The sequence below is a fragment of the Occallatibacter sp. FHG110214_02 genome (assembly GCF_059115385.1).
Window position 1 is genome coordinate 461,209 of sequence record NZ_JBZYWK010000001.1, and the last position, 13,063, is coordinate 474,271.

Annotated in this window: 12 protein-coding genes; 4 read left to right on the top strand and 8 right to left on the bottom strand. The window is 58.8% G+C overall.

From position 1 onward, the window contains the following. Nucleotides 1–162: 162 nt before the first annotated feature. Nucleotides 163–882 carry a hypothetical protein gene (locus tag AC5S3R_RS01890; protein ID WP_494264915.1) on the bottom strand — a complete coding sequence of 240 codons (720 nt, stop codon included), beginning with the start codon at nucleotides 880–882 and terminating at the stop codon, nucleotides 163–165. A 79-nt stretch (nucleotides 883–961) separates the two neighbouring features. Continuing rightward, the gene (locus AC5S3R_RS01895; protein WP_494264916.1) at nucleotides 962–2,299 is read right to left on the bottom strand and encodes an MFS transporter; all 1,338 of its coding nucleotides are present in this window, start codon (nucleotides 2,297–2,299) and stop codon (nucleotides 962–964) included. Nucleotides 2,300–2,527: 228 nt separating this feature from the next. Between AC5S3R_RS01895 and AC5S3R_RS01900 the strand changes: the two genes are divergently transcribed. Further along, a complete protein-coding gene (locus tag AC5S3R_RS01900; RefSeq protein ID WP_494264917.1) occupies nucleotides 2,528–4,174 on the top strand; it encodes a DHA2 family efflux MFS transporter permease subunit in 1,647 nt (548 codons plus the stop codon). Between the two features lie 685 nt (nucleotides 4,175–4,859). Here AC5S3R_RS01900 and AC5S3R_RS01905 read toward each other — a convergent pair. After that, entirely contained in the window at nucleotides 4,860–5,069 is a 210-nt protein-coding gene (locus AC5S3R_RS01905; protein WP_494264918.1) for a hypothetical protein, read from the bottom strand. 428 nt (nucleotides 5,070–5,497) lie between these two features. Between AC5S3R_RS01905 and fbp the strand changes: the two genes are divergently transcribed. Then, nucleotides 5,498–6,481, top strand: coding sequence for a class 1 fructose-bisphosphatase (gene fbp / locus AC5S3R_RS01910; protein ID WP_494264919.1), 984 nt, complete (start codon nucleotides 5,498–5,500; stop codon nucleotides 6,479–6,481). Between the two features lie 476 nt (nucleotides 6,482–6,957). Further along, complete coding sequence (locus AC5S3R_RS01915) at nucleotides 6,958–7,311, top strand: hypothetical protein (RefSeq protein WP_494264920.1); 354 nt, start codon at nucleotides 6,958–6,960, stop codon at nucleotides 7,309–7,311. Between the two features lie 57 nt (nucleotides 7,312–7,368). Here AC5S3R_RS01915 and alaC read toward each other — a convergent pair whose 3' ends face one another. The 5 genes from alaC to AC5S3R_RS01940 all read right to left on the bottom strand — a co-directional run bounded on the left by alaC (nucleotide 7,369) and on the right by AC5S3R_RS01940 (nucleotide 11,983). Then, nucleotides 7,369–8,544, bottom strand: a complete 1,176-nt coding sequence (gene alaC, locus AC5S3R_RS01920; protein WP_494264921.1) for an alanine transaminase — start codon at nucleotides 8,542–8,544, stop codon at nucleotides 7,369–7,371. A 133-nt stretch (nucleotides 8,545–8,677) separates the two neighbouring features. Further along, nucleotides 8,678–8,953: a hypothetical protein gene (locus AC5S3R_RS01925; protein ID WP_494264922.1), complete on the bottom strand. Its 276-nt coding sequence runs from the start codon at nucleotides 8,951–8,953 to the stop codon at nucleotides 8,678–8,680. Nucleotides 8,954–8,996: 43 nt separating this feature from the next. Next, a complete protein-coding gene (locus AC5S3R_RS01930) occupies nucleotides 8,997–9,968 on the bottom strand; it encodes a cation diffusion facilitator family transporter (RefSeq protein WP_494264923.1) in 972 nt (323 codons plus the stop codon). A gap of 163 nt (nucleotides 9,969–10,131) precedes the next feature. Beyond that, a complete protein-coding gene (locus AC5S3R_RS01935; protein WP_494264924.1) occupies nucleotides 10,132–10,614 on the bottom strand; it encodes a hypothetical protein in 483 nt (160 codons plus the stop codon). Between the two features lie 280 nt (nucleotides 10,615–10,894). After that, nucleotides 10,895–11,983, bottom strand: coding sequence for an NADH:flavin oxidoreductase/NADH oxidase (locus AC5S3R_RS01940; protein ID WP_494264925.1), 1,089 nt, complete (start codon nucleotides 11,981–11,983; stop codon nucleotides 10,895–10,897). Between the two features lie 153 nt (nucleotides 11,984–12,136). On the opposite strand from AC5S3R_RS01940, the gene AC5S3R_RS01945 reads away from it, so the two are divergent. Then, complete coding sequence (locus AC5S3R_RS01945) at nucleotides 12,137–12,865, top strand: SDR family oxidoreductase (protein WP_494264926.1); 729 nt, start codon at nucleotides 12,137–12,139, stop codon at nucleotides 12,863–12,865. Nucleotides 12,866–13,063: the final 198 nt, after the last annotated feature.

Genomic DNA, 13,063 nt, shown 5'->3' on the forward strand with positions numbered 1-13,063 from the left:
CGCCGGGTGAACAGGGGCAGGTGGTGCCTGACGAGTCGATTGCTCGATAGTGAGGGGAAAAGCATCCCTCCGGGGCTAAAGCCCACGAATTTGGCTATCTATTGCGTACGGGCTAAAGCCCGTGCCCTTCAAAAACGATTCATCAGACACTGCCTGGCGCGGCTATTGGTTTTGGATGGTGGTGGCTTTGTCGTTGGCGAAGGTTACGGCTGTTTTCTTGCCGTTTACGTCATAGGTGATGGTACGGCTGCCCTTTTCTTTGCCGTCGGTGGTGAGGTTCATGCCCAAGGCGAGGCTCATTTGCAGCTCACTCATGCCGGGTTTGGGCTGGTGGGCGTCGATGGCGGCCCATGTGTCTTTGGGCCAGTGGGCGTAGATGGTGTGCGGGTCGTCGTAGAAGAAGAGCAGGTCGTCGAAGTATTGCTCTTCCTGACCCTCCATGGCTCCGACGGGTGTGGCGTACTGCGTGGTGCTGCCGGGGAGGGTGAAGACTACAAGGACCTGATGGTCGCCGTGGGCCATTTTGTCGTTGAGGCTGGCGGGGACGACGGCCTTGATGGCTTTTTTGATTTCGAGCTTCTGAGCGGGGGGCAGGAGTCCGGCTTGCCTGGCGAAGTTGACCTTGTTGCCTTCATAGGGGAAGTAGGGCATGGTGTTGCCGTTGCGCATCCAGACGGATTTGCCGGAAAGCTCCTGCACGTCATCAAAGTGCGCGGGGGTTTCCTGGCGGTCCAGAGCCAGGTCGTCCTGCGAGTAGTGCCGCGCGGCGGCTTGCTTTTCGGCTTCGCTGGGCTGGCTGCGCTGCCTGAAGACGAAAAAGAGGTAGATGGCTCCGATGGCGGCGATGATGAGGAACGGGTAGACGATGGCTTTCCAGTTCATAGAGACAGGGTACAGGTTGCGGGGTGCAGGGTACAGGGGAAGCGACTGCGCGATTGTGGCGAACTGGCTGCTGGCTGGTTCAATCCGCAGTGGATGGCGCTGGGGGCGCGGTTCGCAGCCCGCGCAGGGCTTCGCTGCTTAGCTCGTCCACGTTGCGGAGGGCGGGGAAGAGGACAGACCAGAGGCCGGCTACTCCTAGTGCGCCGATGCCGCCGAGGACCACGGCGCGGACGGTGCCGAAGAGGTGGGCGGTGAGGCCGGATTCAAATTCGCCCAGCTCGTTGGAGGCTCCGAGGAAGAGGGAGTTTACGGCGGAGACGCGGCCACGCATTTCTGGCGGGGTTGCTAGCTGGAGCAGGGAACCGCGGATGATTACGGAGATCATGTCGGAGGCTCCGCTGAGGACTAAGGCGACGAGCGAGAGCCAGAGGTTGCGCGAGAGGCCGAAGACGATGGTGACGGCTCCGAAGATGGCTACGGCGATGAAGAGGCGGCGGCCTGCGTGGTTTTTGAGCGGGTGGCGGGTGAGGATGAGCGAGGTGGTGACGGCTCCGATGGCGGGGGCGGCGCGGAGGAGGCCGAGGCCCTGCGGGCCGGTGTGCAGGATTTCATTGGCGAAGATGGGCATGAGGGCTACGGCTCCGCCGAGGAGGACTACGAAAAGGTCCAGCGAGAATGCGCCGAGGAGGATGGGCATCTTTCGCACATACTGGAAGCCCGCGAAGACGACGGCCAGGGAGGCGGCTCGCTTTTCCATGCGTCCGGGGCGGACGCGGAGCATGCCGATGAGGGTGACGAACCAGATTTGCGTGATGAGGGTGAAGAGGTAGACGAGGCCTGCTCCGGCGAGGTCGTGCGAGACGGCTGGGTGGCGCGGCATGAGGTGTACGAGCGGCAGCGTAAACAGGATGCCGCCGATGGCGGGGCCGGATACGTTGGCGAACTGAAAGACGGCGGAGCCCCAGGTGATGGCGTTGACGAAGTGCTCTTCCGGGACGAGGTGCGGAATGAGCGCGGAGCTGGCGGGGCCGGAGAAAGCGCGGCCAAGGCCGATGACGAAGAGGATGGAGTAGATGGTGAGCGTGTTGTGGACTCCGGCGAGCGTGATGGCGAGCAGGCCGGAGGTGCAGATAAGCTGCAGGCCGTAGAAGAGCAGGATGATTCTGCGGCGGTCGAAGCGGTCGGCGACATGGCCGGCGGGGAGCAGGAAGAGCAGCGCGGGGAGGAAGAGCGCGAGGCCGGTATAGCCAAGGTTGAGGGCGCTGTGGGTGATGGAGTAGACCTGCCAGGCGACGGCTACGGATTGGGCTTCTGCGCCGATGATGACGGCTGCGCGGGCTAGCTGATAGAGGCGGAAATCGCGCGAGGCGAAGGCTTCAAGGCCGCGATGGGGAGAAGGCTGACTGGGAGGTTCCATCTATTTACAGGGTACAGGGGTAGGGTATAGGGTGCAGGGGAAAAGCAACGGCATGTGCGGGGGAAGGAAATAAAGGGAAAACAATCTGTGAAGCTCCCAGTGCGGGCGGTGAATCTAAAATCGTATGTGCCGGGTGTTTCGGCGTATTGACTGAAGAAGAAAGTATTTTCCGTTCTGATTTTCGCCGCTGATTTTTGATTTCTATCTCTGCTTGATTGAGGAGCCGTTTTGTCCGCATCTGATGCAGCGCTGCCGGCCCCTGCCGGAGCCTCCAAGACGACAACAGTTGTGAATCCCGCTGCGGCACAAGCCGCATGGAAGCCGCGGGCGAATCCGTGGCTGATTGCCGCGACGGTGGCGCTTGCCGCGTTTATGGAGGTGCTGGACACCTCGATTGCGAACGTGGCGCTGCCGCATATTGCCGGAAGCCTGGGCGCGAGCACGGATCAGGGAACATGGGTGCTGACGAGCTACCTGGTTTCTAACGCGATTGTGCTGCCGCTGGGTGCATGGGCCTCCAACGTGATGGGGCGGCGGAATTTCTTTCTCTTCTGCATCGTTATTTTTACAATTGCCAGCTTTTTGTGCGGTGCTGCGCCTTCTTTGCCGATGCTGTTGCTGTTCCGGATTTTGCAGGGCGCGGGCGGCGGTGGATTGCAGCCGATGGCGCAGGCGATTATGGCGGACAGCTTTGAGCCGCATAAGCGCGGGCAGGCTTTTGCGCTGTATGGATTGGTGGCGGTGCTGGCTCCGTCGATTGGGCCGACGCTGGGCGGGTGGATTACGGATAACTATTCGTGGCGCTGGATTTTCTTCATCAATATTCCCGTTGGCATTCTGGCGTTCTTCCTGGTGACGCGTCTGGTGGACGATCCGCCGTGGATTAAGCCGGACCGGAAGCTGCTGGGCAAGATGGATTATCTTGGCCTGACCTTCCTGACGATTGCCATGGGCGGCATGCAGATTATGCTCGACAAGGGCGAGGAGAATGACTGGTTCTCATCGAACTTTATCCGCATCAACTGTGCGGCGTTTGTGCTGGGCATGATTGCGCTGGTGGTATGGGAGCTGCGAACGAAGGCTCCGATTATCAACTTGCGGATTTTCCGGTTTAAGAACTTTGCGATTTGTTGCTTTCTGATGGCGCTGGTGGGCGGCGTGCTGAATGCCAATACCGTGTTGCAGCCGCAGTTTATGCAGGCGCTGCTGGGATATGATGCGACGACTGCGGGGCTGGCGCTGACGGCGGGCGGTATTGCGCTGCTGGTGGTCATGCCTATGGCGGGTGTTGCCACGGGCAAGTTCTCCGCGCGGTCGCTGGCGGTTTGCGGCTTCACGTTGTTCGTGCTGACCTTTCGCTATGCGGCGCATGTGACGAGCCTGACGATGACGTTCAACCAGGCTTCGACTCTGCGTGTTATCCAGATGCTGCCGCTGCCGTTCTGCTTTATCTCGATTACGAACGCGGCGTATGTGGGGTTGCCGAAGGAGCAGAGCAACCAGGTCTCCGGCCTTATCAACTTTGCGCGTAACATTGGCGGCTCCATTTTGATTGCCATTACCGGCGCACAGGTGACGAACCGCTCGCTGTGGCACCAGCAGCATTTGCAGCAGTCGATGCAGACGGCGAACCCCGGATTTCAGCAGTGGATGCAGGGCATGACGGGGGCCTTTACGGGAAGCTTTGGCAGCCACAATGCTGCGGAACGTGCGATGGCCACGATCTACAACCAGCTCAATGCACAGGCACTGATGCAGGCGTACCAGGATGTGTATATGCAGTTGTCGTGGATGTCGGTGCTGCTGATTTGCCTGGCGTTTTTGCTGAGCAAGAACAAGCCGGGAGAAGGACCGAAAAACGAAGCAATTCACTAAGGCCGCAGTAAGGTTTCAGGTGTTCGATAAGTGCCCATGTTGCTTTTGCGATGTGGGCATTTGCTTTGGGGTGCATTTGGTTCCTCCGCAAGGAGGAACCAAAGCAACTCAGTCTGGGAACAAAGGTGCGCGAAGCACCGCAATGGAAAACATTCTATAGAGAAAACGCCAGAAGCCTTGCGGCCCCTGGCGCTCTCTGGGTAGCCCGTATGATTCAGCTTCCAAGCACCATCCAACTGACGCGGACGATGAGTTTTCGGTTTTTGCCTTCTGATGCGTCCCGGCTCTGCTTCGCTTTCGGCGGTGACTAGGGACCGTTTGCTTGCCTTAGGCTTGCGCCTCGGACTTGCTTGCGATCTTGCTCTACGGCCTTCTGCGTTGCATTGCCAGCGTGGAACTTGGCCATTTGCTGCCGAAGACAGGTTGCGCGGCCTGTCTCCACATCTCGCCTGGCTGTTCCTCTCCTGCTGAACCAGCTTGCGGCTTCCGGCCCTTGCCTGCGATCACCCTTGCGGGTCCGCGAGTTTGGGCTTTCTGCTGCTGCTCCTTTCAACCGGCGACGAACCTTAAAACGTCTTCCGAACATCCATCGCCCTGCCAAGGTGGAGGATGAGTTTCCGAATTCCTGCAGTTCCTCGCGCTCTTGAGAGTCGCGCTACGCGGCTTGCGCCTTGCTGCGCCAAGCTTACAGTTCAGGGCTTGCGCCGTGAGCTTTCAGCTTGCGGAAGGAGCGGATCGGCTTGCGCTTTTCCGTTCCTGACTCCGGTTGAGCTGGGCTCGGCTTGCGCTTTGCCTTTGCTTTGCCGGACCGGCCTGGTTGGGCTTGCGCCTCTCCGTGCCGGGCGATTGGGCTTGCGCCTTTTCGCTTCGCATGATGCGGCTTGCGCTGCAACATGCTCCTGACTTCATGAGCGGAATCCCCGCTCTCCATCGGCCTTTGCATCTTCCTGCGTGGCAGGAAATGTTGGCTTCCAACTCCTACCGGGCGACCAACTGTGGGGAGAATGCTCCTACCTGATCTGTGAATGCAAGTGGAAAAAATGATTAAATTTGTGGATTTCACCAAGGGTAGTGCAAAGGCGGAAAAAAGGTGAGAAACAGGGTTGTTCAGAATGCGAAATTCCTCTGGGCGGGCTTGTTTACAGGGGATTCATGCAGGGTGGAAAGTAAAGAGATTGACGATGTGCGGGGTGTCATTTCCAGGCCTTCCTCGAAATTCTGGAAATGTTTCGGCATCCTCCCCCCGTTCCTGTGCTGGTGCGAATCTGCGCTTTGCCAGTTTGGAACGCTAACCCGCAGTCTTGCACACATTAAGGAGAAAGCATGATTACGACCTTCCAGCAGCATATTTTGCAACAGCAGACACCGGGCGCTACCGGCGAGTTTTCGTGGGTGCTTTCGGGCATTACGCTGGCCACGAAGATGATTGAGGCGCGAATCCGCAAGGCGGCCCTGAACGGCACCCGGGGCGCTGCGGGCGAGGTAAACGTCCAGGGAGAAGCGCAGCAGAAGCTGGATGTGTATGCCAATGAGGCGTTGTTGCATTGCCTGGGCCTGCGGGGCAGCGTTGCGGCCCTGATCTCTGAGGAGAACGAGCAGCCGATCACCTTTGAGCGCAAGCCGGGGGAAGGCAAGTACGTGATTCTCTTCGATCCGCTGGATGGGTCGTCGAATATCGACGTGGATGTGAACGTTGGCACGATCTTTTCGATTTACAAGCGTCCGGATGGCTCCGATGAGGACGCGCTCAAGACAGTGCTGCGTCCGGGAAGCACGCAACTGGCCGCCGGATACGTGCTGTATGGGCCATCGACGGTGCTGGTGTATACGGCAGGGCGCGGAGTGTTTGCGTTTACGCTGGACCCCACGATTGGCGCGTTTGTGCTGAGTGATGAGCAGCTCAAGATGCCGGAAACCGGGAAGTACTACTCGGTCAATGAGGCGAATGCGGCGGGTTTTCCGAAGAACTATCAGAGCTACCTGGAACTGCTGCGGAATAAGCTGGATGGGCGGGAGTACAGCTCGCGCTATATCGGGTCACTGGTTGCGGATTTTCATCGCACGCTGTTGAAGGGCGGCATTTATCTGTATCCGCCTACATCGAGCCATCCGGATGGCAAGTTGCGCCTGATGTACGAGGCAAATCCGCTGGCCTTTATTGCGGAGCAGGCCGGGGGATTGGCTTCCAACGGCAAGCAGTCGATTTTGTCGATTGAGCCTACGAATATCCATCAGCGGGTTCCGCTGGTGCTCGGAAGCAAGCGCGAGGTGGAGGTGTTCCTGGAGCACGCGGGGATTGCTTCATAGCTGTCGCCCGTTGAGTTGTTGTTGGTGAGTGGGCGGGAGTGCTTTCTACTCATGCGCAAAAACACGTATGAGTGAGGCACTCGCCGCTGTATGCTGAAAGCGAGAAGGGCTAAGAGATTGCAGAATCGGCACCAGCGCGCGTGGCTTTTGATTGCAGCAATTGCAATAGGAATAGCGCTTGTGTTGATGCTGGTTCCGCATGGCCATTTCGAGGACTCCTCGGCTTGGCTAGCGGTTTTGCCCATTGTCTTTGTTGGAATCGTTTTTCTTTTAAGCCTGTTACTGCGCGCAACCTATGGCGACATGGGCCGCAGGCCTGACACTCCGGTTCTTCCAACCCTCTTTCAGCGCCCACCTCCCTTCCTCCTCGCATAATTTCCCAAAAAACGATCCAGTGATGTAAGGCAGCCTCAGTCTGCTTCACTCCTGCGGTCCATTCATTTTGGAAGCCTTGCCGATGATTTGCGAGGAGGCTTATGCACGTCAGTGCTCTTTATATCTTGTGTATGGCTGCGTTCAGTGCGCCATTTGTGGCCGTCGTCGCCATTCTTATTTACTACTTTGTTCTGCGTGTTCGCTGGCAGCTCAATCGACGGCTGGGGAAGAAGAAGCCGGGCTTCTGTCCGTCTTCGTCTGGATTGGGAACTGCATGGCAGTTCCTGCAGGTGGTTTATCAGCCTAATGTGGCCTATGTTGTGGAAGCGAAGCTGGACGAGGATGCAGATGAAGATGAGAAAGGCGGCCCGGAAGACCTGAACAGGCAATTGGAACGGCAACTGAGAAAGATTCGGCGAGGGGAGACGGTTGACAGGCTGGTGTTGAGGCTTTGAAGAATAAAAGTACCCCATTCTTGCGACTGAAAGAAGTTGCAAGAATGGGGTATAGCGTTATGCCTTTGCGAACATCTGCTTGATGCCGCGTAATGCTTGCCTTGTGCGCTCTTCGTTCTCTATCAGACTGAAGCGGACGTGGGTGTCGCCGTATTCGCCGAAGCCTATGCCGGGGCTTACGGCTACTTTGGCTTCTGTTAGTAGCTTCTTGGAGAACTCGAGGGAGCCTAGATGCTTGTATTGCTCGGGGATTTTGGCCCAGGCGAACATTGTGGCTTTGGGGCTGATGACGGGCCAGCCTAGCTTGTTTAGGCCTTCTACCAAGACGTCGCGGCGCTTGCGGTAGGTCTCGCAGATTTCGGTGACGCAGTCCTGTGGGCCTTCGAGCGCGAGGATGCTGGCGACTTGAATAGGCGTGAAGGTGCCGTAGTCGAAATAGCTTTTGAGGCGGCCGAGGGCGTTGACGAGGACTGGGTTGCCGACCATGAAGCCTACTCGCCAGCCGGGCATGTTGTAGGACTTGGAGAGGGTGAAGAACTCTACGGCTACATCTTTGGCGCCGGGGACTTGCAGGACCGATGGCGGCTTGTAGCCGTCGAAGGCGATGTCGGCGTAGGCGAGGTCGTGGATGAGATGGAAGCCGTATTGACGGGCTAACTCGACTAAGCGCGCTAAGAAGGGTAGCTCTACTGTTTCCGTTGTCGGGTTCGACGGGAAGTTGACGATGAGCGCCTTGGGGCGCGGCGTCATGCGCGGGATGAGGTCTTCGAGCTGGCCGAGGAACTCTTCCTTGTTTTGGATTGGAACACTGACTACATGAGCTCCCGCGATGACGGGGCCGTAGATGTGGATGGGGTAGCTCGGATTGGGCACGAGCACGGTGTCACGCGAGTCGAGGATGGCGAGGCAGAGGTGGCTGATGCCTTCCTTGGAGCCGATGGTGACGATGGCTTCGGTGTCGGGGTTCAGGTCTACGTCGTAGCGCGATTTGTACCAGTTGCAGATGGCGCGGCGCAGGCGCGGGAGACCTTTTGAAACCGAGTAACGGTGTGTGACGGGCTTTTGAGCTGATTCGACCAGCTTGTCTACGATGTGCTTGGGTGTAGCGCCGTCGGGGTTGCCCATGCCGAAGTCGATGATGTCTTCGCCGCGACGGCGCGCGGAGACTTTCATCTCGCCGGTGATGTTGAAGACATAGGGCGGGAGGCGCTGGATGCGGCTAAATTCTTCCATGAGTTCAGTGTAAGGGACTAGGGACGTAGAGACTAGGGACTAGAAAGGCAACCGCAAAAGCAAAGACAAAAGAAGTTCCTTGCTTCGCTTGAAATGCAGTTGCGCCCAGAATGGCACTGCTGATTTCCACGGGTTACTGGATTGTGCTTCCGGGGCTTTGCAGACGGCGGGAAATGGCGAGAAGAATCTGCCAGCTTTGGAAGGCGTAGGCGCATCCGACGAAGGCCCACAGGATGGTGCAGAACAGGAAAAATTCGTCGTGGCTGTGGGTATACCTTGCCCACCAGAGGACGCTGAGAACGCAGAGAAACGCGGCTACGAAGACGTTGGCGATAGCCCAGTTCATGGAGTGCTTGTTGGTGTAGGAACTGGCTACAAGGCGGTCATAGTAGGCGTCAAGGCGCTTCATGGGCGCTAGTATAGCGCGGAAACGGGCTTGAGAAAGAGAAAGCTTAATGTGCATGATGGTGATGATGGTGGCCGTGGCCGGTTTCTGAGCCTACCATCGCTTCCGGCGGGACTACGCAGCCTTCCAACTGTTGGCAGCTTTCGTTCTCGAACTGGATGGTGGAGTGGCAGATGTCGAAGTGGTCCTTGAGAAGATGCTGGATTTGGCTGAGGATGGGGGCGCTTTCGCTGGGGCGGATGTCCTCGATGGTGATGTGGCAAGCCAGCGCGTGGGACTGCGAGCCGATGCTCCAGATGTGGAGGTCATGCACGTTGAGGACGCCGGGGATTTCTGCCATGTGCTGGCGGATTTCAGGGATGTTGACGCCGCGTGGTGTGCCTTCGAGCAGGATGTTGGCTGTTTCGCGGACGATTCCTATCGAGGACCAGAGAATGAGCGCGGCGATGATGATGGAGAGGACTGGATCGATCCAGTTTTGCCCGGTGAAGAGGATGCCGAGGCCGCCGAGGATGACGGCGGCTGTGGAGAGCGTGTCGCCGGCCATGTGGATGAAGGCGGAGCGCATGTTGACGTCGCGGGCTACTCCCCAGAGGAGCGCGGCGATGACGCCGTTCATGAGAACTCCGGCGGCGGCTACGTACATCATGAGGCGGGGTTGCACTTCGACGGGCGCGCTGAGGCGGTGGATGGCTTCGACGGCAATCCACAACGAGATGATGACGAGCGTGGCGGCGTTGAGGAAGGCGGCGAGGACGCCGGCGCGCTGGTAGCCGAAGGTGCGGAGGTCGTCCGCGGGGCGGGACTGGAAGTAGACGGCGGCGAAGCTGAGCAGGAGCGCGAGGAAGTCGGAGACGTTGTGGCCGGCTTCTGAGAGCAGTGCGAGAGAGTGGGCGTGCAGGCCGGCGATGAAGGTTACGACGACGTAGGCCAGCGTGAGAACCAGCGAGATGCGAAGCACGGATTGAGTACGGTCGGCGGCTTTGCCAGCGTTGGCCGTGGGCGCGTGAACGTGCATGAATACAGGGTACAGGGTTCAGGGTGCGGGGTACAGGGGGATAGATAAAAGGCCGGGACTGTAAAAAGCAAAAGCTATAAAGTGCCTAAGTCTGTAGGTATTCCGCGATAAGGAGTTGAGTGCAGTTTCCCTGTCCTCTGCACCCTGAACCCCGCACCTTGTTTTACTGTCCGTGATTGACCTGGAGGCCCTGGTCGGTGTTTTCGATTTCGGGGGAGTCGTTGGGAACGATGAAGGGGATGTTGGAGCGGAGGCCGGACCAGTTTTCGGCAACTACGATGCTGTTTTGGCCGTTGCCGGGCTGGTAGCGGACGGAGCAGGGGTAGCCGGCACGGACTAATTCCGCGTTGACGGTGCCTTGCATCTGGCTGATGTCCTGCGAGCACTCGTAATCGACGCCGCCGATGCGGTACTCGTAGATGAGCAGGGTGATGGTGCGGCCGTCTTCGGCGGTGACCTGATGGACGTCGAGGAGGGTGCCGTCTACGATGCGGCCAGACTGGGTGAGGAAGGCGCGGCGCGCGAACTCCAGCTCTTCGGCGGAGGGCTCCTTTTTGAAGAAAAGCCACGCACCAAAGGCCGCGACGCCAGCGACAACTGCGGCTCCGGCGGCAATTTCCAGAAGTTTGGAGTCCTCAAGGTTCATCGGTTACGAACCGGGGAGAGAATACCCCAATTCAAGCATAGCGCAGGGAGATTCCCTATGTATGCGGTTTGGAAGCGGTTAAAACCAAAAAAATCCTATAAATAAACCTAATTCGAGGTTCGTTCCATGGTTGGGATGGGGAAGGCAAGGGATAGGGTGTGGGGTATTGGGGATAGAGGGATAGATAAAAGGCAGGGGCTGTAGGGGTAAAGGCTATAGATATTCCATCCTTGCGGCGGGAAAAAGCCGCAAGGATGGGGCGCGGTACGGTGCGTTTGCGCTAGCGGCTGCGGCGGGCGCGGAGGTATTGCCTGGGCCACGCGATTTCCTTGCGCAGGGCGTCGGCGGCGTGGAGCGGCCAGTAGGGGTTGCGCAGGAGCTCGCGGGCCAGCAGGACGAGGTCGGCCTGGCCGGTGCGGATGATTTGGTCGGCTTGGGCGGGTTCGGTAATCATGCCGACGGCTGCGGTGGGGATTTCGGCTTCGTGGCGGATGGTTTCGGCGTGGTGGACCTGGTAGCCGGGACCGACGGGGATTTGCTGCTGGGGGTGGTTGCCGCCGGTGGAGGTGTCGATGAGATCTATGCCTTCCGCCTTGAGGAGCCTGGCGAATTCTACGGATTGTTCGAGCGTCCATGATTCGCCGAGTTCTGCCGGCGCCCAGTCGGTGGCGGAGATGCGGATGAAGAGAGGCTTGTCGGCGGGCCAGGTTTCGCGGACGGCGCGGGCGACTGCAAGCGGGAGGCGGGTGCGGTTTTCAAAGCTGCCGCCATATTCGTCGGTGCGGTGGTTGGTGAGCGGCGAGAGGAATTCGTGGAGCAGGTAGCCGTGGGCGGCGTGGATTTCTACAACGTCAAAGCCTGCTTCGAGGGCGCGGCGGGTGGCGGCGGTGAAGTCGGCGATGATTTTTTCGATGCCTGCTTTGTCGAGTTCGGTGGGGGTGCCGTAGCTTTCAGCAAAGGCGATGGGCGAGGGGGCTACGGGCTGCCAGCCGCCTTCTTGCGGCGTGACGTAGTGCTCTTTTTCCCACGGGAGGGCCATGCTGGCTTTGCGTCCGGCGTGGGCGATCTGGATGGCGGCTTTGGAGCCGTGCTCGTGGAGAAAATCGACGATGCGCTTGAGGCCGGTGACGTGGTCGTTGGACCAGATGCCGAGGTCGGAGGGTGTGATGCGGCCTTCGGGGCTGACGGCGGCGGCTTCTGTGATGACGAGGGAGGCTCCGCCGATGGCGCGGCTGCCGAGATGGACGAAGTGCCAGTCGTTGGCGAAGCCGTCTACGGAGGAGTATTCGCACATGGGCGAAACGGCGATGCGGTGGGGGAGGATCAGATTGCGCAGTTTGAGCGGCGAGAAGAGATGGTCGGTAGACATAGCATTTGGTTGGATGCGGGAAAGGCGTGGAGGACGCAGGCAGCGGGAGTGGCTGCCGCACGGGGCGCATGTAAAGAATCCCTGCATCCTTCTTGCGCGCTGGGAATCTTAGTGCGTGTAGCGACGAAACAATCAGGAGATAGGTAGGGAACGATGGAAAAGGTTATTCTCGTCACCGGCGCCAATAAGGGCATCGGCTTTGAGGTGTCGCGCCAACTGGCTCGTACGGGAGCTCTGGTGCTCATGGGTGCTCGCGATGCCAAGCGCGGCGAAGAGGCCGCGGCCAAATTGCGTGCCGAAGGGTTGAACGTGCGCTACGTGCCGGTGGACCTGGAGCGGGCTACCGAGACTGCGACGGCGCTTGCCAAGCAGATTGAGAGCGAGTTCGGGCATCTTGATGTTCTGATTAACAATGCCGGTATTGCTGACCTGTCCACCGACGGCCCGGCAAGCGTGGCCTCGATTGACACGCTTAAGCATGTCTTTGCGACGAACTTCTTTGGCACCGTGGAGTTTACGCAGCCGTTGTTGCCGCTGCTGAAGGCTGCTCCGGCGGCGCGGGTTGTGAATGTTTCGAGTGGGCTTGGCTCGATGGGCATCAATAGCAATCCGGACACACCGTTTTATAGCGTGAAGCCGCTGGGCTATAACTCGTCGAAGGCTGCGCTGAATATGTTTACGGTCAATCTTGCGTGGGAGTTGCGCGATACGAAGATTAAGGTCAACTCCATTTGCCCCGGCTACACTGCTACCGATTTGAACAACAATAGCGGTCCGCAGACTGTGGAGGAAGGCTCGATTGCGATTGTGAAGTATGCGCAGATTGGCGATGACGGCCAGACGGGCGGGTTCTTCCATAAGGATGGCGAGTACCCCTGGTAAGCGATTGCGAAGGGCATGCAAAAGCGCGGGGCCTTTGGGCTCTGCGCTTTGTTGCTAGTCAAGGCGCTTATAGGCGGGGTTTTGGGCAAATTGGCGCATGTTTTGCGGCTTTCCCGCTTTGAGCTTTCAATGCTCGGAGTGGTTGCGCGTTGGTCGAAATGCGGCGTAAATGGCTGCATACCGTGCGCTATACTCGTT